Genomic DNA, 23293 nt, shown 5'->3' with positions numbered 1-23293 from the left:
GATGAAATACGCAGCACCCTGGTGGCTGCCGGGCGGCAATTTGCAAACCATCTGGGCTGCGCTGCGGTCACGCCGCTACCTGGGCCCGCCGCCCGTGTTTCGCCGGGAGCGCTGGGATACCCCTGACAACGATTTTGTCGACGTTGACTGGATGCTCGATGGAAATGAGCCTTCGTCGGGGCTTCCGGAGATTTCTCCGGCGGGAAGCGAATCCATCGAGGTGAGACGCAAGGACGCGCGCAAGGAAGTGCCACTCCTGGTGGTATTTCATGGGCTTGAGGGGTCATCTGCCAGCCACTACGCCGAAGCGCTTGCCGATGTGGCCCGCGAGCGCGGCTGGGGCTGCGCCATTCCACACTTCCGGGGGTGTTCCGGTGAATTGAACCTGGCGCCGCGGGCCTATCACTCAGGAGATTTTGCAGAGATCGACTGGATACTGCGGCGTTTTGCGCAGGCCCATCCCGGGCCGGTCGTTGCCGTGGGCATTTCATTGGGCGGCAATGCGTTGATGCGCTGGGCCGGCGAGCTCGGCGCAGAGGCCCGCCAGGTGGTTAGCGGCATTGCGTCCGTCTGTTCGCCGCTGGACCTGACGGCCAGTGGCTGGGCCATTGGCCGAGGGTTCAACCGGCAGGTCTACACCCGCATGTTCCTGAGAACCATGGTGCCGAAGGCGCTGAAAAAACTGGAGCAGCACCCAGGCCTTTTTGACCGCGACCGATTACTGGCCGCGCGCGACTTGTACGCTTTCGACAATGTATTCACTGCGCCTGTCCATGGGTTCAAGGATGCGGATGACTACTGGCTGCGTGCATCTGCCAAGCCGCATTTGCGCAGCATTGCCGTGCCGGCGCTGGCCCTGAACGCGTTGAACGATCCCTTTGTGCCGGCCGGCAGCCTGCCGCAAGCCGCAGAGGCCGGCAGCCATGTCACGCTTTGGCAGCCGGCACAGGGCGGTCATGTTGGATTTCCTTCTCCGCCATTTCCCGGCCATGTGCGTGCCATGCCGGAAGCGGTCACCGGTTTCCTGGCTGCACATCTCTAATGCTTACCCATAACCCTGCCCGCATCGCACCTGCCGTGTGCAGCGCAAAATAGCGGCATGGATGACATCGTCAGGCAGGCCATTGCCAAATGGCCCAATGTTCCCGACTGCTACGGCTGGCTGGGACTGGACGCACGCGGTAACTGGTACATGCGTGATGAGAGGGCCCAGGCTGCCGGGCCTTTTGGCGGCGCGCCTGGCCTGGATGCCGCGCGCCATGCGGCCAGCAAGGGCTCGCTGCTCAAGCATGACAAGCTGATCGATTTCATTCAGCGGAATTATGAAAGCGATGCTGCTGGCCAGTGGTTCTTCCAGAATGGGCCGCAGCGCGTGTATGTGGAGCTCGAAGCGACGCCGCTGATCTGGCGTGTCGCCCCCGCGCCTATGTTTGAGGTCACGGCCCATTCCGGTCAAACGGCGCGGCCGCAGCGCTGCATCGTGGACGGATCCGGCAGGGTCTACCTGGAAACCGACTTGGGGTTTGGCCTCGTTCATACCCAGGACATGACGCATGCGGCTGACGCGATAGAGCAGGGCCTGTGGGTGCCCGAGGAGGTCCTGGCCAGCGATTTGTCGCGCCGGTTCGGCTATGTGCGAAGCCCGCAGTTGCTACAAAAAAAGTAGCTGCTTGCGCCCGTCATGCTTGGGCTCCAACCCATTTTCCTTTGAATTTCTCATCAAGATTCCATTAAAAAAGCCGGTCATTGACCGGCTTTTTTTGGGCTGGATTTCCTTGCTGTGTTTACTTGGACGCATTGACCATGTACTGCACCACGGCCTTGATTTCGCCATCGGGGGCAGCCGAGCCGCCCTTGGGTGGCATGGCACCCTTGCCTTTGACAACGCTGGCCGTCAGAGCCTCGACACCTGCGGAAATCCGGGGAGCCCATGCGGCCTTGTCGCCCAGCTTGGGTGCATTGGCAACGCCGGCCACGTGGCAGGCCGCACAGACCTGGCCATACAGCGCGGGTGCGGCGCCACCGGCAGCAGCCGGCGTTGCACCGGCGGCCGGCGCTGCCGTCTTGTTGGCTGCAGCGAGTGCGGCGACCACATCTGCCGACGGTGCGGCGGCGGCTGCTGCTGCGGGTGCCGTAGCGGCAGCAGCAGCCGGGGCGGCTGGCTCTGCAAACTTGCCGCCTGCGGCAGCCGTCATGTAAACCACTGCACGGCCAATTTCGACGTCTTCAAAATCACCGCCGCCTTGGGCGCCCATGGCACCCTTGCCCTTCAGGGCGGAGTGCCAGAGCGCGTCAAAACCGGTCTTGATACGGGCTGCCCAGGCACCCGTATCGCCAAACTTCGGCGCACCGGCTGCGCCAGTGCCATGGCAAGCGACGCACTGTGCTTTGTAGACTTCTTCGCCCGATTTGAGGGGGCGGTTGGCATCACGGATTTCAACCGCACCGATCTTCTGGATGCGCTGCGCAACCGCCTTGGCGCCTTCGTCCGCACCCGCAGCTGGCTTGTTGGCCGAAGCGACGTAATACACCAGGCCGATGATGGCGAAAACAGGAACGACAAAAGAGAAAAAAACCGCGGCCAGCAGTTGCTGGGGGGTCTTGATGGGGCCAGTATGGGCTTCTTCGTGGGCCGTGGTGTGGTCGTTTGCGCTCATGGCGTCCTCAAAAAACTAAGAATCGGGGGGCTATCGCGTGGTGATATGGCGCTCTTGGGCAGCGCTTGCTCAGCAACCTCACATTATAACTGGGGGCTTGCAGAGGCCGGGGAGCGCCGTGGCCGGCTGGTAGAATCGCAGGCGTTGCGCGGCATGAATCGCCCGCACAGTGCAAATTGCCCTGATTTCGCGCCCCTCGGCCGCAATCCGGCGCAAACCGTTTCCAGCGTTGCGGCTGTAGCTCAGTGGATAGAGTATTGGCCTCCGAAGCCAAGGGTCGTGGGTTCGATCCCCGCCAGCCGCACCAATCATGGTTTTTCTTGTCTGCCGTTGTCGCGCAGGCACGCCGCAGCGTTTCAAAGCCCAACTTCACTGAAATTCGTCACGGTGAAGCGACTGGCGGGTTTTACTATTCTAGGCAGCCGAAGCAAGTGATGCGATCAATTCCCTGAGCCATTGCTGCACCTGATGTGCATCGTTCCGTCGATGCCAGATGAGGTCGAAGACAACTTCTGGCAGCGCAACAGGCGGCGGAAACAAGACCAGCTTGCGCAGAGCCGGGGAATTGAGGGCCACGCGCTTCATTACCGTCGCCGTGGTATCTGTCTGGGCCACCACCGCGGGCGCGGCAAACATCTGCGGAAGCGTCAGTGCGAGGGTGCGGCGTTTTCCCAGCCTGGCCAGCGCCTCGTCAACCAGGCCGTGGCGATCACCCTCCGGTGACACGAGTACATGAGGCAGCGCAAGAAATGCCTTCAGACCCATGCTTCGCTTCACTGCCGGGTTGTCGCGGCGAACGATGGTCACGAACTCGTCTCTCAGAACAGGCCGTGTCAATATCCGGCTCTCTGCATGGGTCGGCGGGACGCCAACTGCCGCATCAATCGTTCCTGCGTCCAGCATGTCGACCGCACTATCCCGATTGTTAATCGCGTGCACGCTCAGCGATATTCCCGGCGCCGCGCGCGCCAGCTCCCTGACAAGTGCGGGCAGCAGTACGAAAGCCGGATAGTCGGACAGCCCAAGGTTGAATACCAGAGATGCCTGCTCGGGCTCGAAGCCCGGTTCTTGCACGAGAGCTGTCTTGATTTGCCGCAGTGCTTGCGACACGGGCCCCACGATTTCCCTGGCACGCGCTGTCGGCAGAAGTCCTTCTGCGCTGCGCAGGAACAGCGGGTCGCCAAACAACGTTCGCAGACGTGACAGCGCGGCACTCATGGCAGGTTGGCTCACGCCTACCCGCGCGGCTGCGCGGGTCACATTGCACTCGTCCATCAGCGCGTCAAACGCCACGAGCAGATTCAGATCAATGCCATGAAAATCCATGAATCAAATATAACTGTATATGAGTCATTTGTTGGACGGATTTTCATCGGCCGACCAGAATCGACCTTCTTCCACTTCAACCACCGAAAGCCGGACAAATGACCGACACCACACAAATGATGGCTGAGCGCCGCGCCGTCGAAACCTTGTATCGCGCATTCAACGACAAGAACCCTGACCTGCTGGACAGCGCTGTGACTGCCGACTGGGATGACATTCCGCTGGCGCCCGGGCAAGGCCCGGGACCCGAGGGTTTGAAACCGATCATCCGCAGCTTCATCGGAGCCCTGCCGGACGTTCATATTGCCATTCACGACTTGATTCAGGTACCCGGGCGTATCGGTGTACGGGCTGAGATAACGGGTACCCATCTGGGGCCACTCTTCGGCATTGCGGCAACCGGAAAAAAGGTCAGCATCCGCATCCACGAGTTCCACGAATTCCATGAGACGCGTATCCAGCGAACCTGGCACCTGGAAGACTGGTTTGGCGTTTTCCTGCAACTTGGAAGCTTCCCTCCACTCGGCGATTAACGGGGAAAGTATTTGATGAAAGCACTTCGCATCCACGCATTCGGCGGCGCCAGCCGGGCGGATATTGAACACGCCGTCCTGGGCACACCGGGTGACGGTCAGGCCCTGGTTCGCGTCGAGGCGGCGAGCGTGAACCCGCTGGATCTGAAAATCCTTGGCGGGTCCATGCAGCCTGTCTTTCCTGTCACTTTGCCCTATACGTTAGGTACTGACCTCGCCGGTGTGATTGAAGCCGCGGGTCCAAAGGTTGGCCGGTTCAAGCCTGGTGACCGCGTCGTGGGGAGGCTCGCGCCGACGGCGGGGGGTGCCTTCGCACAGTCTGCCCTGCTGTCTGCAAGCGCGTTGTGCCTGGTTCCTGCAGAGATGAGCTACGAGCAGGCCGCAGCGTTGCCGACGGCAGCAGGTACGGCCTGGCTGGCACTGTTTGGGGCTGGAAAGTTAAGGGCGGGGCAGCGCGTGCTGATTCACGCGGCAGCCGGTGGCGTGGGCAGCTTCGCCGTCCAGTTCGCAAGGCAGGCAGGTGCGCACGTCTTAGCCACGGCTTCTGCAAAGAACCACACACTGGTCAAAGAATTGGGTGCGGACGAAGTCATCGATTACCGCCGTGATGACTTTGCAGAGCGTTGGCGAGACCTGAACCTGGTCATCGACACGATTGGTGGGGAGACCCTCGAGCGGTCGTGGCGAGCGACAAGGCCGGGCGGGACGGTGGTGTCGATCGTCGATCACACGATACAGCCGCGTGGAGATATCCACGGCGTCTTCGCATTCTTCAGCGGGGATGCTGCGGCATTGACGCTGATTCTCAAGCGCTTCGACGACAAACGGCTCCAGGTGATCCTCGACACAATCCATCCGCTGGATGACGCCCGCGCGGCGCTTGAGCAGGTGGCCGGCGGTCATGCGCGCGGCAAGGTCATCATCCGCACGTCGCGCTGATCCGCGAGGCAATGGCGCCTTGGGACCTTCCGTCAAAAACGCACGCTCAGCGGCTAACCCCTTAGAGCGCACGGGGTTAGCGCCAGACCGCATTCCAGCAGTGGAGTCGAGATACGTCCACGCCGAATTTGCGTGGAACCGATGCCTACCCGGTATCAATCCAGTGGCCAACGTCCATTACGTGTCGCGCTGATCCTCGCTGCTGGATTCTTGCTCATAAGATACTTTTAAAGTATCGATGTACCAGAATCAAGATATTTTACAGGTAGCGGTTGTCTTCCTAGAATCGCCAACAACACCGTAAGTTGCAAGTTATTACAACTGATCTTTCCGGTGGATCTCCTAAAAAAGGCCGTGAAGGGAAACGCTGGATTTGTGATCCATTTGTAGTGCGTACGCCGGGAGCGCCCGGCATTCGAGCACAACGCGTCAAGCCTTTCGATGTCTGCATTTTTGACAAAGCGAGATACAGGTATGACACGTGCTCGAAACAGGTGGTTACAACTGGTGGTGGCAATGGGCTTGGCTTTCTTTGGCGCGCGTCTTTTCGCTGCAGCTGATAAAGCCGCCGGCGAACCGCCCAGGGAGCAGGTAATTGACCTGGAAGCCGCGGGCACCGCTTATCCCTTTGCGGTCTATTCCAACATTGACTTGCGCCAGCCGGACGCCGGGATCAAGCGTGCGGTCATTTTTGTACATGGCGTGCAGCGCGATGCCGACCGTTATTTTGGCGTGGGCCTGGGCTTGCTGGAAGCCGCGCGGCTGGACGCATCAAGCACGTTGCTGCTGGTGCCCCACTTCCTGACGGCATCAGACACTTCGCCTGACGGCAATATCCCGCTTTGGCGCGGTGGCAACTGGATGCAGTGCCAGCCCTCCCGGGGCAAGGAGGCTATCAATTCCTGCGGCGTGCTGGACGATATCGCCCGCTACCTGAGCGCGGGCAAGCGTTTTCCCGTACTTAAGGAAATCGTTTTCATCGGCCACTCGGCCGGTGGGCAGCTAATGCAGCGCTATGCCGTGCTCAACAACAGCGAGGAGGGGTTGCGCAAGTCGGGCATCCGCGTGCGGTATGTGGTCTCCAGCCCGTCTTCCTATTTGTACCTGGATGACAGCCGTCCGGAGGGTGGGAGCTTCAAGCCTGTGAACAGCATCCTCTGCCCCGGTTACAACAACTTCCGCTACGGCCTGGGCAACATGGTTCCCTATGGGCAGGGCTTGGACGGCGAACAGTTGTTCAAGCGCTATGCGGCGCGCGAGGTCCTCTACCTGGTGGGCGCGCAGGACAACGACCCAGCCTACGAGTCACTCGACAAATCCTGCGGGGCCGCCATGCAGGGCACGGACCGGCTGAATCGGCACAGGAATTACATGCGCTACGAACAGTTTTTAGCCCAGAAATGGCAGACACCCGTGACGCGTGCGGTCATGGTGGTGCCGGACGCGGGCCACGAAGCGGCCGAAATTTTTGAGTCCCGCGATGTTGCTGCAAAAATTTTCCATGCCGCCGGCAACTAGCGAATAGCCGGGACAAACAGAGACAAGCCGAACGAGCACAACAAGAAAAAAGAAGAAGCACAGAGACGCGCGGATACAACACCAAGACAGAAGACGAAAACCATGATGGAACCCTCACGCCTTGCCGCACCACGGCGAAAAATCCTCGCATCGCAGATCTGCGCAATGCTGGCCGCCGCACCTTTTGCCGTCCATGCACAGACGCCGCCCAGCGCCGGTACTCTTTTCGACGCGAACCGGCAACAGCTCTCGCCGACGGAAAATGCCGGCCCGCCGGCGGCAGTGCAGCGTCCTGCGCGCATCGAAAAAGAGGTGGAAGGCAGTGATGAGGGCCAGAGCCCCCCCGCCGGTGGGACGGGCATACAGGTCACGGGTTTTGTACTGAGCGGCAACCGGTCTCTGCCGGCATCCGAGCTGCAAGCCCAACTGCAGGAGTTTGTCGGCCGCGAGCTGGACTTCGCCGGACTGGGCAAAGCCGCCGCCAAAATCACGGCCTACTATCGCACCCGGGGCTACCTGGTAGCGCGCGCCTACCTCCCCGCACAGGAAATACAAGGCGGTGTGGTTGCCCTCGGCATCCGTGAAGGCGTCATCGGCCGGGTGGTGGCCGAGCCCGATGCCAACGTGCGCCTGGACCCGGACCTGATAGGCCGACATCTCGCGGGACTACAGCCGGGCGAGGTGATCCAGGAAAGCGACCTCGAAAACACGCTGCTGCGGCTCTCTGACATCGCCGGTGTGACGGTCAAGGCGGTGTTGCGGCCTTCGGCAGAACCGGGCGCCACCGACATCATCGTCAAGGTCAGCGAGATGGGGGCGATCACCTCGCGCGTGAGCATCGACAACGGTGGCAGCTATTACACCGGTGCCAATCGCCTGTCCGCCAACCTGAGCCTCAACGACGCACTGGGCATGGGCGAAAGCTTCAGCCTGAATACGCAGCAAACTTTTGAAGGCCTGCGCATTGCAGGCGTTGGTTATGTGCAGCCCCTCGGCACGACAGGGCTGTCGGTAGGCGCGAACTTTGCGGGTCTGCAATACAACATTGGCAAAAACCTCAAGGAAGTAGAGGCCAGAGGTGAAGCCCGCGTGAGCACGCTGTTTCTCAACGCGGCGTTGCTGCGCAGCCGGCGCGCCAACATGAATCTGTCGCTGGCGACGGAATACCGGCATTTCCAGGACACGACTGGCGGCACGACCGTCGAAAAGTCTGCCAACCTGATGAGTGCGGGCCTGTCTGGCGACTGGCGTGACGACTGGACAGGCGCGTCGGCGAACAACAGCTGGAACGCGCGTTTGGGTATGGGTTATCTGAAAAAAGAAACGCCCAACGACGCAGCACTGGACCGTTTCACGGCCAATGCGGCAGGCGACTACAAAAAGCTCAACCTGTCGTTCAGCCGCCTGCAGCAGCTTGGCGGCGGCTACTCTCTGCTGGGCTCGGTCACCGCGCAGTACGCCGACAAGAACCTGGACGCGTCAGAGAAAATGAGCCTGGGCGGATCCGGCGGCGTGCGCGCGTACCCTGCCGGCGAAGCCGCGGGCGACCAGGGCATGCTGGCGCGTCTGGAACTGCGCAAGACCCTGGGTGTTGTCGGCAACTCCGTCGTGGAAGGTGCGCTGTTCGCCGATGCGGGGCGCGTGACCATTAACAAGAAGCCGTGGGACAACAGCGAAAACCGCGCGAGCCGCTACGGCTATGGCGTGGGCCTGAACGTCTACAACAAGGACCTGGTGTTCAATGCCAGCATCGCGGTGTCGCCCGGCGTCAATCCAGTCAGCGAACCAAAAAGCGCGCGTCGCCTGTGGCTATCGGTGTCGGGTTCACCCCAGGCCTTCACGGGCCTGGCCTCCAGCAGCGGCAGCCGGGGCGAGGATTTCGAGGAGGCGGAAGACGGCATGCGGCTGTACGGCTCACTGGGCATCATCCCCGAATACGTGAGCCGCTCAGGCGCGACGCCTGCGGCGCCCGCCGACCAGAGCAAGCTGGCCACGCCCAATGGGCGCAACATGTCGGGCTTCTGGCGTGCGCGCGACAATGTGTCGTATGTGGGCGCGCGTGGCGGCATCCCCATTTATGAACAGTGGAAGGCGCTGTGGCAGCTGGAGCTGGGCCTGTCGCTGAGCGCGGGCGCGGCCGGAGACGACGCGACCCCGAACTGGACACACAGGCAAGAGCTGCGTAATACCGGCGTGGCTGTCGCCCATCCAGACGCTGGCACCGCGATGTACGGCAACTGGGACATGCCGCTCAAGGAAAGCACCTCTTCCTTCGACCCCTTCGGGGCGACCACCAGTGCGGCGCACTACAACATCATCGGGTCACCGGGCTTCGCCACCAGCATCACTAAAAACTCCGGCCCGGTGGGCACGGCGGCGGTGGAAAACAACGACGATGCCGCTTTCAACCGCCGCCAGGCCGGCGTGTTCGGCTACTGGACGCCCAAGATGGGCGGCTTCCAGCTCAAGCTGGCTTATTCGAACAACGGCATGAAGGCCGCGCCGGACGTTGATACAGGCTACCTCTACGGCGGCAGCCTGTCGTATGAGAACGGCAGATTCTCTGCTGTGGTTGCGGCTGAGCAGCATGTGAATTATTTCGGCATAGCCAGCCTGGGCCGCAACGCGCGCGGGGTAGGTACCAATACCCACGTCACGCAAGGCACTTCGTCCAATGACTACAGCGTGCGCTACGGCGTGGCCTACGATTTTGGCGATACCAAGGTTTCGCTGATCGCCGACGAACTGAGCTATGCCGAGTCCGGTGTCATCAACACCAGCGTCACTTCAAGCGACCTCGCCAGCTACCGCCGCCGCGCCTACATGGTCGGCGTCTCACACAAGATAGGTGCCTGGCAGTTGCGCGCCAGCCATGCCAAAGCCTTCGCAGGCGACTGCGCCATGATTTCCGGCAATGGCGTGAACTGTTCGACGGAAGGTATGGGTGCGACCTCCCAGGCCATCGGTTTCTCCTATGCCTGGAGCAAGCAGCTCAGGATTTTCGGGCAGTACGTGCTGCTGCGCAACCAACCGCTGGCCAATTACAACTACGCCGTTGCCGGCGTGTTCGGCAGTGCAGGCGCAGGCACCACGATCCGCGCGATCGGTTTCGGTATCAACTACACGTTCTGAGGGGCTCGCATGACATACCACTCTTCCCCGGTTTCCCCACGTAAAAGCCGCCCGACGCTGACACCGCTGAGTGCAGCCATGCTGTCAGCGCTTTGCGCCATTTACCCGGTACGGGGATATGCGCTGGACGCCAGCGCCTTACCTACCAATGGTCAGGTCACAGCTGGCAGCGGCAGCATCAGCCAGAGCGGCAACGTCATGAACGTGGTACAGGGCAGCGACCGGATGGTCGCTACCTGGAACACTTTCAACATCGGTAGCGCGGCCAAAGTCAATTTCGCGCAGCCCTCGGCCTCGTCGGTGGCCCTCAACCGCGTCACATCCAGCGATGCCTCGCAGATCATGGGCCAGCTCAATGCCAACGGGCAGGTCTACCTGATCAATCCCTCGGGCATCCTGTTCGGCCAGGGTTCAGCTGTCAATGTCGGCGGCCTGGTGGCCAGCTCACTGAACATCTCGGACGGCAACTTCATGGCCGGCAACAATCGGTTTGAAGCCGGCAGCGCGGGCGGCGCCGTGATCAATGAGGGCAGCATCGTGGCGGCTGACGGCGGGTACGTGGCGCTGCTGGGTGCGCAGGTGCGCAATGTGGGCAGCATCACTGCCCGTCTGGGCAGCGTGATGCTGGGCGCCGGCAAGAATATCACGTTGGACTTCAACGGTGACGGCCTGATCAATATGCAGGTGAGTGACCCTTCGCTGGGCGCCAGTGTGGTGAACCAGGGGCTGCTCAAGGCCAACGGTGGCCTGGTCGTCATGTCGGCCCGCTCCGGCGACGCGCTGATGTCCAATGTGGTCAACAACGAAGGCGTGATCGAGGCGACCAGCCTGCAGCGCCGAAACGGCACGGTCCTGCTTGACGGCGGGGAGGCAGGCATTGTCGCCTTGAGCGGCCGTGTCGACGTCTCCGGCCGCGATGCCGGTGAAACCGGCGGCAGTTTCAAGGCTTTGGGCCAGTACGTCGGTGTGTTCGACGGCGCCCGAATCGATGCTTCCGGCGATGCCGGTGGCGGCACGGTACTGGTCGGCGGCAACTACCAGGGCAGTGGTACCGAGCGCCAGGCCGTCGGAACCTATATGGGGGAGGGCGCCCGCATTCACGCTGACGCGCTCAACAGCGGCGACGGCGGCAAAGTCATCCTGTGGTCCACCGACAGCACGCAGTTTCACGGCGGCATCACGGTGCTGGGCGGCGGGCAGACCGGCAGCGGCGGCCTGGTCGAGACCTCTGGCCACCACCTGGATGCAACGGGTTCGGTGAATATCAGTGCGGCCTCCGGCAAGGGCGGCACCTGGCTGATCGACCCCTACAACATCAACATCACGAGCGCGGCAAGCTCCGGCGCGACCGGGAGCTCGCCCTTCACCTCGAGCGGTGCAGCCAATTCCACCCTGAATTCGGGCGTACTCAACGCTTCGCTGTCCGAAGGCGCCAACGTGATAGTCCAAACCTCTGCCGCCGGCGGCACCGCGGGCGACATCAATGTGCTGGACAACGTCAAGGGTGTGGGCAATGCCTCGCTGACCCTGCAGGCGCACCGCAACATCATCATCGGCAGCGGCCGCGTCATTTCCAACGGCACCGGCAAAAGCCTCAATGTCTCGCTGGTCTCCAACTACGGCGACACCGGCAACGGCTCGGTGGCATTGACCGGCAGCACCATCACCACCAACGGCGGGGCCATCACCATCAGCGGCGGCAGCAATCCGCTGACCGGCTATGCCGCCACTAACCAGAGCGGCGCCTCGGGCGTGGCACTGAATGGCGCTTCGCTGAGCACCAGCGGCGGCAACATCACGATACGCGGCGCCTCCACCTCGACAAGCGCCACCACCAGTGCGGTGAATATATCCGGCGCCTCCACGCTCAATGCCGGTGGCGGCAACATCTCCATCCTGGCCAATGTCGCCAGCGCCAGTGCGACCGGCGACGCCTTTGTGCTCACCGGCGGCAGCAACGTGCTCACCAGCGGCGCCGGTTCCATCACGGTGGAAAGCATCAACCTGGGCAGCGGCAATGGCACGCGCATCTTCAGCACCAACAACACCCTGGCCGCCAGCGGCTCGGGCAATCTGACGATCAGCGGCAATGCCAGCTCGGGCTTCGGTGTGCTGATCTGCTCGACGGCCAGCACCTCCACGCAAAAACTCAGCGTGGGCAGCGGCAACCTGACCATCCAGGCCAATGCCAACGGCTTTGCCGGTGCCGGCCGCGGCGTTTACCTCGCGGCCTCCGGCAACGGCGCCGTGGTGCTCAATGCCACGGCGGGCGGCGCCATCACGCTGGGCGGCAGCAGCACCGGCAGCTACGGCACGGTGCTCAACTCGACGGGTTCCGGCTCTTCCATCAGCATCTTCTCCGACGGCAACATCACGGTGGCCGGCAACACCTCGGGCGGCACCACGCCGGCGCTGGGCCTGCTGAGCTCGGGCAGCGGCACCAGCGCGGCCACCGCCTCGCAGGTCAACATCAACAGCACGGCCGGCGCGCTCAAGCTGCTGGCCAACAACAGCGTGGTCAACCCCACCACCGGTTCTTTCAAGGCCGTGTCGCTGGACGCCAGCGGCGCCTACGCCAGCATCAACCTGGGCACGCAGTCGGGTGCGCTGACGCTGGACGGCACCAGTTATTCGGGGCGCGGCGTAGACATCGCGCCTTCCGGCGCCAACGCGGCGATCAACATCAGCACCGGCAGCGGCGCCATTGCCGTCAACGGCAACAGCACCAGCAGCTTCGGCGGCTACGGCATCTTCCTGAACTCCACCGGCAATTCGAACGGCGTCAACGTCAGCACCGTGAGCGGCAACATCACGCTGCGCGGCGACTCCATAGGCACCTCGGACGCCATCGCCCTGGGCGGCAGCGCCACCAGCACCAACTCGGTCAACAACATCGCCTCGCAGGGCGGCAACATCACGCTGGTCGGCAACTTCCACTCGCCCAACGTCGGCGAACTCGACCACGGCATCGCCATCCAGAACGTCGCCAACCGCATCCAGACCACGGGCGCGGGCAATGTGACGCTGGTCGGCAACGCCGCCGACCAGGGCAACGGGGTCAGCATCTACGGCGGAGGAAAGGCCCTGGTCAGCGTCGAGAACGGTGCGCTCGCAATCACCGGGAGCAGCGTTTACGGTGACGGGGTAGGCGTGCTGACCGGCAACAACGTCATACGCGCCACTGGCAGCGGTTCGGTGAGCGTGGCCGGCAGTTCCACTTATGGCAGCGGCGTCGCCATTTACCCGTCGACGGCGACCAGTTCCGCCGCCATTTCCACGGTGTCGGGCAAACTCTCGATCACGGGCAACAGCAGCGCGGCGTCTGCGGCGCCGGCAGTTCTCCTGCGCACTGCGGCCTCGGGCGCCGCCAACGGCATCAGCATCACATCGGGCAGCGGCGACATCGACATCCAGGCGACGACCGCCGGCTCCGGCGAGGGCCTCTCTATCGTCGGCAGCAGCGCCAATGCCTTCAATACCGTCAGTACGGGTGGTAACGGAAATCTTCGCGTATCGGGCTCCGGCGGCAGCTATGGTGTGCGCATAGACGGCGGCACCAACAAGCTGCAGGTGGAAAACGGCGTCTTGCTCATTAGCGCCAGTGCGCCGAGTGGGCAGCCCTTCAGCCAGTCTTCGGACGCCACGACGATCACCGCCACCGGATCCGGTGTCGTGCTGCGTAATCTCGGCGGCAAGATGAGCAACAGCCTGACCAGCGCCGATTCGGCCGCCGCGACCGCCGCGCTGCAGTCGGATATGGCCGGTAGCGACTGGATGGCGCCCCTTGTCGGCGATACTGCATCCCCATCCTCCAGCGGCGGAGCGGACAGGCTCACTATTTCCGTGGTGTCGTCCAATGCCAATCTCAATGCATCCGCCGCAGGCAAAGAAGATGCAACGCCTTGAACCTGCGTCCGCCGCGGCGTTCACTGGCTCCATAATGCCGCGCCGCGCCGGGCGGCTGGTTCTGCTGTTGCTGGTATCGCTGTCCGCTGTGGCTGTCGCCGCAGACAAGAAAACCGGGCAAGCCGAGCACGACAACTTCCATTTCCTCGGCGAGATGAACAAGGCCTCAACCGTGATGGTGGTCGAGACAAAAATCGTCCCGCCTGAGCTTGGGAAAAAAATCGCGCGGGCTGTTGAACAAGTGATCAGGGAAGGCAACCAGTCGGGTGCCAAGCGCCCGGGTGACTATTTGCAGTATGAGCCGTTGATCCTGGCGTTGGCCGGCCCCGACGGTTCGCGCATGCATTCAGGCCGTAGCCGCCAGGACATCCTGTCCACCACGCGGCGCCTGATCCAGCGCGAGCGTGCGCTAGTTCTAATGGACGCGATGATCCAATCGAAAGCGCAACTACTGGCTGTGGCCGAGAAGAACCTGGACACCATCGTGCCGGCCTATACCAACGGCGTGCAGGCCCAGCCCACTACTTACGCGCACTACCTGCTGGCCTTCGCCTCGGTCTTCGGGCGCGACAGCGCGCGACTGAAGGAGGCTTATGCGCGCCTCAATATGAGCCCGCTGGGCGCGGGCGCGCTCGGTACCTCGAGTTTTCCGGTCAACCGCCAGCGCTTGGCGGAGCTGCTGGGTTTTGACGGCGTGGTGGAAAACTCCTACGACGCGGCCCAGCTCGGCGCGCTCGACCAGGGCGTGGAATTGGTGGGCCTGTGCAGCAACGCGGCGCTGATGATAGGCCTGCTGGCGCAGGATATGCACACCCAGTACCACCAGACCGCTCCCTGGATCACCATCCAGGAGGGGCGGCTCACCGGCACGAGCAGCATCATGCCGCAAAAGCGCAATCCTTATGCCCTCAACGTGCTGCGGCTGCAGGCCAGCGAGGTGGTGGGCGGCGCCTTCACCTACCAACTGGAGGCGCACAACGTCACGCCCGGCATGCCCGACTACAAGCGCGACCAGGTCGACAAAACCCTGGACCTCACGGCCAATGCCTTCGTGAAGCTGGCTGACCTGATGAACCACCTCGTCATCGATCGCAACCGCGCGCTGCAGGAAGTTGACGCCGATTACTCCACCACCACCGAGCTGGCCGACATCCTGCAGCGCGACGCCGACGTTCCCTTCCGGGTCGGCCACCATTTCGCCTCGGACCTGGTCAACTACGGCCGCGCCAACAAGCTCAAGCCCGCCGAGATTCCCTTCGACGTCGCCAGGCAGTTGTATGCAGAGGCGGTGAAGGCCTTTGATTTCCCACGGGCGGAATTTCCGCTGACGCAGGAGCGCTTCCGTACGTCGCTGACCGCGCAGAACATGCTGGCCTCCAGCAAGGGCCTGGGCGGTCCGCAGCGCACGGAGACCGTCAGGATGCTGGCGGCCGAGAAGAGCCGGTTAGAGCAGGACTCCGCCTGGCTCAAGGCGCAGCAGGACAAGCTCGCGCGTGCCCAGTACAACCTGGACCGCACCTTTTCCGGGCTGGTCCAGTGAGTTTCACGGCGGTAGCGGCGATACTGGCGCTGTCGGCCTGACGGGGCCATCGACAAGGGCACCATGGCTGACGATATTTTTTCGCTGGAGAATTTCGAATACCTGTGCTACTCCCGCCAGCAGGAGCCGGCTGCGCGAGAGCTGGTCAAGCTGCTGCTGCTCATAGACAGGAACTACGGCAACCTGGACGGCAACTTCGCGCTCAGCCTGTCGGCCGCCATAGGTGCGCAGGAGCGTGACGCGCACGGCCTGACCCGCCTCACCAGCGCCATCTCGGCCCTGTTTTCCGACCCGACCTTCCATGTCTCGCCCGGCGGCTTCGGCCAGCTCATCAACTTCCAGCGCTGGTTGTCGGCGCTGTTTGCCGCCAGCGCCTTTGTCCATTGCGACCATATCCTGAGGTCGCTCAATTTCCTGGGCTCCGGCGCACCGGAGTTCCACGTGAGCGAACGGGATCTCGTGAAGTTCTGCATCCTGTATTCCCCCGAATCGGAAATCCCGCTGGACGTGGAATTGCTGTGGCGGCAGAACAAAAAGCTGGCCGCCGCGCTGTTCACGGCCCTGCTGTCGCCGCGCTTTCTCGGCTCGCCAGCTGCGCATTCCAAGCGCGAGGCGCTGCTCGCCTGGCTCCCCGCCCACCTCGAGGAAATCGAAAGCCTGGACATCCTGCCGGTAGGCATCCTGCACGACGTGTACATGCACTGCAGCTACGCCGACCTGCCCGACCGCCACGAGATCAAGCGCCCCATCAACCGGCTGGTTCGCAAGAAGCTCGAGGCGCTGGGCCTGGGGCGCGTTGCGCCCGCGCTCGCCGCGCAAAGTGCGGACAAGCCCATCATGCTGGTACTGCTCGAGTGGTTCTCCGGTGGGCATTCGATTTACCGCACGCATTCCAGGACTTTGGAGGCCGCTCGCCGGCATTTTCGCCTGGTGGCCATTGCTTACCCCGGCAACATCGACGAACTGGGCCGGGCGGTGTTTGATGAGGTGATTGATTTCGCCGCGCCCAATGACATGATCGCCTGCCTGCGCCAGCTGCACGCGCTGGCCGGCTCCCTCAGGCCCGCCGTGTTTTACATGCCCAGCGTCGGCATGTTTCCCATCACCATGTTCGCGGCCAATCAGCGCCTGGCACCCGTGCAGGTGGCAGCGCTGGGCCATCCCGCCACCACGCATTCCGACCGTATCGATTACATCAGCGTGGAAGACGATTTTGTCGGCGATCCCGCCTGCTTCAGCGAAACCCTGCTGCGTCTGCCGAAAGACGGGCAGCCCTACCGCCCGTCCGCCATCGAAGTCTCGCTGGCACGGCCGCAGCGGCAGGACTCGGCGGTCGTCAACATCGCCGTGGCCGCGACCACCATGAAGATCAATCCGAAATTCCTGGTGACCTGCCAGAAAATACGCGCGGGCTCACGCAAGCAGATACGGTTTCATTTCCTGATTGGACAGGCAACCGGCCTGATCTATCCGCAAGTGCGAAGGGTGATACGCCGCTATCTGCCGGACGCGGAAATCTACGCGCACCAGCCCTACCCGGACTACCTGGCTATCTTCAGCCGCTGCGACATGTTCCTGAGCCCCTTTCCCTTCGGCAACACCAATGGCATTACCGATGCCGTGACGGTCGGTTTGCCCGGCGTGTGCAAGACAGGGCCGGAAGTGTTTGAACACATCGACGAAGGGCTGTTCCGCCGGCTGGGCCTGCCGGACTGGGCCATCGCCGACAGCGTGGAGGGCTACATTGCCGCCGCCGTTCGCATGGCTGACAACTACCCGGAACGGGCTGCACTGTACCGGCAGCTGGAGCGGCCCGAGTGCCTGAATACCTTGTTCGAAGGCCGTGCGGAATGCCTGGGCGAACGCCTGTATCAGATCTGGTCGGCGACGGCGGACGAGGAGGAGGCCTTGCCCGACAGGGCCTGATGCATCGCTTGGCGGTCCAGGGCTTTTTCCCAGGCGCACACGACGACGCAGGCCACGCAGTTGCCGAGCATGTTGGTGAGGGAGCGGCATTTCATCAACCGCTCTATGCTCAGCAACAGGACAATGCCCGCGATCGGTATGAGGTTCTGGCTGGCCAACGTCGCGGTCAGGGCCACAAAGGCCGAACCGGCGACGCTGGCGGCGCTCTTGGATGTCAGCATCGCGATGCCCAGCAGTGACAGCAGTGACCAGAAACCCAGCTCGACATGCGCCACCTGCGCCAGGAAGATCGCCGCCATGGCGATATAGATGTTGCTGCCGTTCAGGTTGAAACTAAAACCGGTCGGCAGCATCAAGCGCGCCACCGGTTTGGCGCAGCCCATTTTTTCCATTTTTCCGACCAGACTCGGCAAGGCGGCTATTGACGAAGTGGTGAAGAAGACCAGCAGCAGCTCTTCTTTGACATAGGCGACCAGGCGGAAGATGTTGCAACCGGCGGCGCGCGCGAGAAGGCCCATCACCACGAAGACAAACAGGATGCTGACGAGATAAATCGCGGCGAGAAAATGCAGCAGTGGCAACACCGAGGACATCCCGTAACGGCCAATCATGAAGGCGACTGCACCGAATGCAGCCAGTGGGGCCAGCTTCAGGACCATGCCGACCATGCCGAGCCATACTTGCTGCACCGCTTCGATGAGCTCCAGCAGCTTGTGCCCGCGTTCACCCGCGCGCGCCAGTGCAATGCCCGACAGCAGCGCCAGCAGCAGGATCTGCAGGTTGTTGTTGCCGGTGAAGGCGCTGGCAAATGTCGGGGGGATGATGTTGAGCAAAAAGTCGGTTGTGCTTTCCGCGGCCTTTGCAGGCGCAGCGCGCTGTGCGACGTCAGCCGCAAAATCTGGCGCGAAACCCTTGCCGGGCGTCAGCAACAAGGCGCCCAACATGCCCGCCAGCAGCGAGATCAAGGTCATGGCCTCGAAGTAGATGATGGCCTTGACACCCACCTTTGTGGCCTGCAGCCGGTTGCGCATGCTGGCGATACCGGACACCACCAGGCAAAAGATCAGCACGCCGATCAGCATGCTGATCAGGCGCAGAAAGCCGTCGCTGAGGGGTTTCATCATCGCGCCGACTGAGGGAAAAAAATTCCCCAGCAGGATGCCGGCGGCAAAGGCGAGAGCCATTTGCGCAATGGGATGGCAAAGCGTTCTTCTGATTTTGATCATCGATCACCCAGTCTACGGGCGGCTTGGCCGCCACGGCGCGGGGGCCGCGCCATACGGTTGTTTTTTGCGGATGGACGGCGAGTATCAAGACGCGAAGGTGTCACGCATCGTCGCGGGCATATACATAAAATCCGAAAATACGATCCCCGATACCTAAAAAAGATGGGCTGACACCATGGAGCTGAGACATCTGCGCTACTTCCTGATGGTTGCCGAGGAGCAGCATTTCACGCGCGCCGCCGAGCGGTTGAATATGCAGCAGCCGCCCTTGAGCCACCAGATCCGGCTGCTGGAAGAGGAGCTGGGCTTCGAATTGTTCCGCCGCCACCCCAAAGGCGCGGCGCTGACGGCCGGTGGCGCGGTGTTTTTGCAGGAAGCCCAGGCCATCCTGCGCGGCGTCGAGCAGGGCGCGGCACGCGCCGCGCGCGCCGCACAGGGCTTTGAAGGCACGCTGGCCATAGGCTTTACCAGCTCTGCCGCGGCTCATCCTTTGATTCCGGGGATCATCCGGGCCTATCGCGGCGCCTATCCCGATGTGCACCTGGACCTCAGGGAAGCCAATGCGGCGGAATTAACCGAGGGCATAGACAGGGGCAAGGTCAATATCGCGATTCTGCGTACGCCCGTCAGCCATCCGCGCGGTGTGAGTTTTTTTTCCTTGCTCGAAGAAGAGATGCTGCTGATTCTGCCGGTGGGCCATGCGCTGGTGGCGGGCGCCGCCAAGGGCAAGATGCCGGTCATTGATCTGAAATCCCTGGCTGATGAGCAGTTCATTCTGGTGCGCAGACACGGCGCACCAGGCATGTATTCGGATCTGATCGAAGCCTGTGAACAGGCGGGCTTCACGCTCAGGATCGCCTCGGAGGTGGAGCGCATGCTGACCAATATCAGCCTGGTCGCGGCGGGCGCGGGCGTTTCCGTGGTTCCCGCATCCATGAAGGATTTTCACCGTGAGAGCGTGGTGTACTGCCGTATCACCAATGCCAGGCCCGCGCTGGTGGCGCCTATCACGCTGGTGAGCCGGGAAGACAGCAACTCGCCGGCCGAAAAGAATTTCCTGGATCTGGCCAAAATATTTGCGCGGCAGCACAAAGCCTGAGTGCGTGCGGGTACATGGACACCAAACATCTCGGCCCCCAGGCGGGCTCAGTACAAAATGAGTCGGCGAGTTTGCTTGGGGCCTAGTCCAATCCGTTGAATCCCGGCTTCGAGCCGTTGCCCTGCACCATGGGTACCAGAAACAATGACAGCGGCAGTCCGGGCGTCCTCAGTGGGTGCGGCATGATGCAACAATCCGTGATTCGGCCCGCGTAGTGACGATCAGTTGGGCACAACTTTAAAGCAGAGGCCACGGTGCCACACACGGGGAACATTCTGGCCGGGATGGAGTCCCAAGTCTTGTGATCAATTCAATTTCAGGCAGGAGTAACCGTGAGGGTATTTAAATTTGTTTCCGGTCTTGTTGTCGCGGCGCTGTGTGCCGCCGGCTGCGCGTTGACAGCGATAAAGCCCGGCATGACCCGTGAGAACGTCATCGCGCTTCGCGGAACGCCGTCCCGGGTGGTGCCGCTGGATGCGGGAACCCGGCTGCAGTATTCGGGCCAGCCGCTTGGTCAGTTCGCCACGATGGTAGATCTGGATGCCGCCGGCAGGGTCATCGGCGTCCGCGAGGTTCTGACGCCAGCAGAGTTCTCAAGAGTCCAGCCGGGCAAGTGGACGCGCTCGGATATGGAACGCGAATTTGGCCGGCCGGCAAAGATTGACCGTGTAGCGTCATGGTCCGGCGACATCATGACTTACCGCTGGCGAGACAGCGATCAACCCATGTTTTTCTGGGCTTACCTGGACGGCAACAACGTGGTGCAGCGCATCGGGCAAGGCATGGAATTTCCCATGCGAGTCAATGATCGCTGATGGGCGTATTGCACGCTAGTCGGGTGTTGCGGAGCGGCCGATATCCGGCCACCGGTGATGCAGATACACCCAGGCAACCAACCCGATGCACATCATCCCGAGCGAGACTGCCGCCAATGCCCGGGTGGAGTGCATTGCGAGCGGGGCGATGACACCGGCAACAATGCCGTTGGCGGTTGAGCCCACGAAGGCCTGAAGGGAAGAAGCCATGCCGCGCCGTTCAGGATAAAGGTCCAGCACCAGCAGCGTGACGACCGGCACCATCAGCGCCCAGCCGAATGCAAACACTGCGATCGGAAAGAGGGACCACGAAGCATGCGGGGCGAACAGCATGTTGGCAATCAGGTTAAGCACCGAGGTGACCAGCATGATGACAAAGCCGTGCCGTATTTGCTGCTTGGGGGCAATCTTTCCTGCCAGGCGGCCGCTCAGCCACGCGCCGGACATGATGCCGGAGATTGTCAGGATGAAAAACCAGAAAAATTCGGTAGGCTGCAGTGCCAGGTGTTCCCCCAAAAAAGCGGGCGCTGACAGTACATACAAAAACATGCCGTTGAATGGCACGCCGCTGGCCAGCGCCAGCAATAAAAAGCGGGGACTGGAACCCAACTGCCAGTAGCCCCGCATCAGGTGCCTGACTTCAAACGGCTGGCGTTCCAGCGGCGGAAGTGTCTCGGGCAAGAACCGGAAGTTGGTAGCCCACAGGATCACACCCACTCCCGTCAGAAACCAGAAGATGCTGTGCCAGCCCAGATGCACAAAAAGCCAGCCGCCGACAATGGGCGCCAGGGCTGGGGCCACTCCGAAATAGATGGTGACCTGGCTCATGACCTGTTGGGCCTGAGCCGGCGGGTACATGTCGCGTATGACGGCGCGCGACACCACAATGCCCGCACCTGTCGACAAGCCCTGCATGGCCCGGAAAAAAACCAGTTGCCCGATGCTTTGCGACAGCGCGCAACCGGCCGACGCCAGAGTGAATAGCGCGATTCCCCACAACACCACCGGCCTGCGGCCAAAACTGTCGGCCAGCGCGCCGTGAAACAGGTTCATGAAAGCAAAACCGAACAGGTAGGCCGACAGCGTCTGCTGCATTTCTACCGGTGATGCTCCCAGCGACTGCGCCATGCCGGAAAAGGCGGGAATGTAGGTGTCGATGGAAAACGGCCCGAGCATCCCGAGCACAGCCAACAAGGCGGCAAGCGTCCAGCGTGGGGCGCGCCAGAGTTCGTCGGCGTTGGGGTTCATTCTTTTTTCAGCTTGAGTGCGGTGTCATAGAGCTCGTTGCGCCCCACGCCGGTGATTTCTGCCGCGACTTTTACAGCAGTCTTGAGCGGCAACTCCGCCAGCAACAACTGCAACACCCGTGTGCCATCTTCAGGGTTATCCGCAGCGGCGCAAGGATGCAGCACCAGTGCAAATTCACCGCGCGTACGCTGGGCGCCAGCAGCCAGCCAGCCGGAAAAATCCTGCGCCGGCACGGTCGCAATTTCCTCGAATTGCTTGGTCAGCTCACGGCCAACGGTGACCAGGCGGGCTTGCAGCACCGCCAGTGCTTTCGCAAGCGCCTCGATGCGGTGCGGCGCTTCCAGAATCACGATGGCCCGGGTATCGGTTTGCAGCTGCTGGATGGCCTGGTCGCGTTCACCGGCCTTGCTCGGCAGAAAACCGGCGAATACGAACCCGGTGTCACCGCCCGGGCTGCTCAGCCCGGCCACGCTGAGCACCGCGGTGACGCTGCTGGCACCCGGCAGGGGCATGATGGCCAGGCCAGCGGCACGAACGGCGGCGACCAGGCGGGCGCCGGGATCGCTCACGGCCGGCGTGCCGGCGTCGCTGATATAGGCCACGCGCTCACCCCGCTGCAGGCGTTCGATCACCAGGCCTGCGGCCTCTGCTTCATTGTGTTCGTGCACCGCCAGCAGGGGCTTGTCGATGCCGTACTGCCGTAGCAGGGGCTGCGAATGCCGTTTGTCTTCGCAGGCTATGGCGTCTACCAGTTGCAGTACTTGCAGGGCGCGCAGGCTGATATCGGCCAGGTTCCCGATCGGGGTCGCCACCACATAGAGCGCGCTTTCCGGATAATGCTGCATGCCTGCTGCGGCGCGTGCCGCATTCAGTGCCAGGTCGAAGGAAGCGTTCAATGTGGTTTTCCAGAAAACAGGTTGCCGGGACGGCGTCAAAAGCGACGGCCCTTCAGGCCCCAGCCTCGCCTGGGCAGGTTACCACCAAGTCGAGGGGTGATGCTGCGGAAGCTGCCGCGCGCGCCTACCTTGCCAAGGCCGGACTGGTATTGGTCGACACCAATTATCGGACGCCGGGCCGCGGTGGCGGCGAGATCGACCTGGTCATGCGCGCACCCGACGGTACCTTGGTGTTTGTGGAAGTGCGCCAGCGCACCGGCGTCTCGCACGGCGGCGCCGGCGCCAGCATCAGCCCCGCCAAGCAGCAGCGAATCATCTTTGCCGCGAGGCACTATCTCATGCGTTTCGGCAGCCCACCGCCTTGTCGATTCGACGTGGTCCTGGTCAACGGGCCGCAGGATGACGGGGCGGCTCCTGACATTGAATGGCTGCCCGGAGCTTTCGACGCGTCCTGAGCGCCGGGAATGGATGGCGGAATTTGTAACCATCCATTGCCAGCCTGCGCAAACCCCTCCGGGGCCGGCGGCGCAGT

General features: G+C 62.5%; 17 protein-coding genes and 1 tRNA gene. 13 read left to right on the top strand and 5 right to left on the bottom strand.

The annotated features are described in order from the left end of the window. Position 1 precedes the first annotated feature (1 nt). Complete coding sequence (locus AC1DVV_RS16530; RefSeq protein WP_457281575.1) at positions 2-1042, top strand: YheT family hydrolase; 1041 nt, start codon at positions 2-4, stop codon at positions 1040-1042. Positions 1043-1099: 57 nt separating this feature from the next. After that, positions 1100-1666 carry a DUF2946 family protein gene (locus AC1DVV_RS16525; protein WP_477701517.1) on the top strand — a complete coding sequence of 189 codons (567 nt, stop codon included), beginning with the start codon at positions 1100-1102 and terminating at the stop codon, positions 1664-1666. A 118-nt stretch (positions 1667-1784) separates the two neighbouring features. On the opposite strand, the gene AC1DVV_RS16520 is transcribed toward AC1DVV_RS16525, so the two are convergent. Beyond that, positions 1785-2657: a c-type cytochrome gene (locus tag AC1DVV_RS16520; protein WP_477701518.1), complete on the bottom strand. Its 873-nt coding sequence runs from the start codon at positions 2655-2657 to the stop codon at positions 1785-1787. Positions 2658-2888: 231 nt separating this feature from the next. Between AC1DVV_RS16520 and AC1DVV_RS16515 the strand changes: the two genes are divergently transcribed. Then, positions 2889-2964, top strand: a tRNA-Arg gene (locus AC1DVV_RS16515). Positions 2965-3071: 107 nt separating this feature from the next. On the opposite strand, the gene AC1DVV_RS16510 is transcribed toward AC1DVV_RS16515, so the two are convergent. Next, the gene (locus AC1DVV_RS16510) at positions 3072-3983 is read right to left on the bottom strand and encodes a LysR family transcriptional regulator (protein WP_457281572.1); all 912 of its coding nucleotides are present in this window, start codon (positions 3981-3983) and stop codon (positions 3072-3074) included. Positions 3984-4081: 98 nt separating this feature from the next. On the opposite strand from AC1DVV_RS16510, the gene AC1DVV_RS16505 reads away from it, so the two are divergent. The 7 genes from AC1DVV_RS16505 (at position 4082) to AC1DVV_RS16475 (ending at position 17477) form a co-directional block, all read left to right on the top strand. After that, on the top strand, positions 4082-4516 hold the full coding sequence (locus tag AC1DVV_RS16505) for an ester cyclase (RefSeq protein ID WP_477667632.1): 435 nt from the start codon (positions 4082-4084) through the stop codon (positions 4514-4516). Between the two features lie 15 nt (positions 4517-4531). Beyond that, entirely contained in the window at positions 4532-5455 is a 924-nt protein-coding gene (locus AC1DVV_RS16500; protein ID WP_477701519.1) for an NADP-dependent oxidoreductase, read from the top strand. 474 nt (positions 5456-5929) lie between these two features. After that, positions 5930-6973, top strand: a complete 1044-nt coding sequence (locus AC1DVV_RS16495) for an alpha/beta fold hydrolase (RefSeq protein WP_457281569.1) — start codon at positions 5930-5932, stop codon at positions 6971-6973. Between the two features lie 102 nt (positions 6974-7075). Next, the gene (locus tag AC1DVV_RS16490) at positions 7076-10105 is read left to right on the top strand and encodes a ShlB/FhaC/HecB family hemolysin secretion/activation protein (protein WP_457281568.1); all 3030 of its coding nucleotides are present in this window, start codon (positions 7076-7078) and stop codon (positions 10103-10105) included. 9 nt (positions 10106-10114) lie between these two features. Next, entirely contained in the window at positions 10115-14011 is a 3897-nt protein-coding gene (locus tag AC1DVV_RS16485) for a beta strand repeat-containing protein (RefSeq protein ID WP_457281567.1), read from the top strand. Further along, a complete protein-coding gene (locus AC1DVV_RS16480; RefSeq protein WP_457281566.1) occupies positions 13998-15551 on the top strand; it encodes an argininosuccinate lyase in 1554 nt (517 codons plus the stop codon). The genes AC1DVV_RS16485 and AC1DVV_RS16480 overlap by 14 nt, the downstream gene beginning before the upstream one ends. A gap of 63 nt (positions 15552-15614) precedes the next feature. After that, positions 15615-17477, top strand: coding sequence for a peptide transporter (locus AC1DVV_RS16475; protein ID WP_457281565.1), 1863 nt, complete (start codon positions 15615-15617; stop codon positions 17475-17477). On the opposite strand, the gene AC1DVV_RS16470 is transcribed toward AC1DVV_RS16475, so the two are convergent. Further along, the gene (locus AC1DVV_RS16470) at positions 17423-18661 is read right to left on the bottom strand and encodes a cation:dicarboxylate symporter family transporter (RefSeq protein ID WP_457281564.1); all 1239 of its coding nucleotides are present in this window, start codon (positions 18659-18661) and stop codon (positions 17423-17425) included. The two genes, AC1DVV_RS16475 and AC1DVV_RS16470, sit on opposite strands and share 55 nt — an antisense overlap. Positions 18662-18878: 217 nt before the next feature. Here AC1DVV_RS16470 and AC1DVV_RS16465 point away from each other — a divergent pair, with 217 nt between their 5' ends. Further along, positions 18879-19802, top strand: a complete 924-nt coding sequence (locus AC1DVV_RS16465) for a LysR substrate-binding domain-containing protein (RefSeq protein ID WP_457281563.1) — start codon at positions 18879-18881, stop codon at positions 19800-19802. 416 nt (positions 19803-20218) lie between these two features. Beyond that, positions 20219-20617 (top strand): hypothetical protein, encoded by a 399-nt coding sequence (locus AC1DVV_RS16460; protein ID WP_457306447.1) that lies wholly within the window; start codon positions 20219-20221, stop codon positions 20615-20617. 15 nt (positions 20618-20632) lie between these two features. Here AC1DVV_RS16460 and AC1DVV_RS16455 read toward each other — a convergent pair whose 3' ends face one another. Together AC1DVV_RS16455 and rsmI are read right to left on the bottom strand one after the other, a co-directional pair. Continuing rightward, on the bottom strand, positions 20633-21865 hold the full coding sequence (locus AC1DVV_RS16455; RefSeq protein WP_457281561.1) for a multidrug effflux MFS transporter: 1233 nt from the start codon (positions 21863-21865) through the stop codon (positions 20633-20635). Next, positions 21862-22710, bottom strand: coding sequence for a 16S rRNA (cytidine(1402)-2'-O)-methyltransferase (gene rsmI, locus AC1DVV_RS16450; protein WP_457281661.1), 849 nt, complete (start codon positions 22708-22710; stop codon positions 21862-21864). Before rsmI ends, AC1DVV_RS16455 begins: the two co-directional genes overlap by 4 nt. 50 nt (positions 22711-22760) lie before the next feature. Between rsmI and AC1DVV_RS16445 the strand changes: the two genes are divergently transcribed. Next, entirely contained in the window at positions 22761-23216 is a 456-nt protein-coding gene (locus AC1DVV_RS16445) for a YraN family protein (RefSeq protein WP_457281560.1), read from the top strand. Positions 23217-23293 lie beyond the last annotated feature (77 nt).

The sequence above is a fragment of the Polaromonas sp. P3_B4 genome (genome assembly GCF_056402835.1).
Note: the sequence above shows the minus strand (reverse complement) of the source record. Positions and strands in the feature narration are given on the sequence as shown.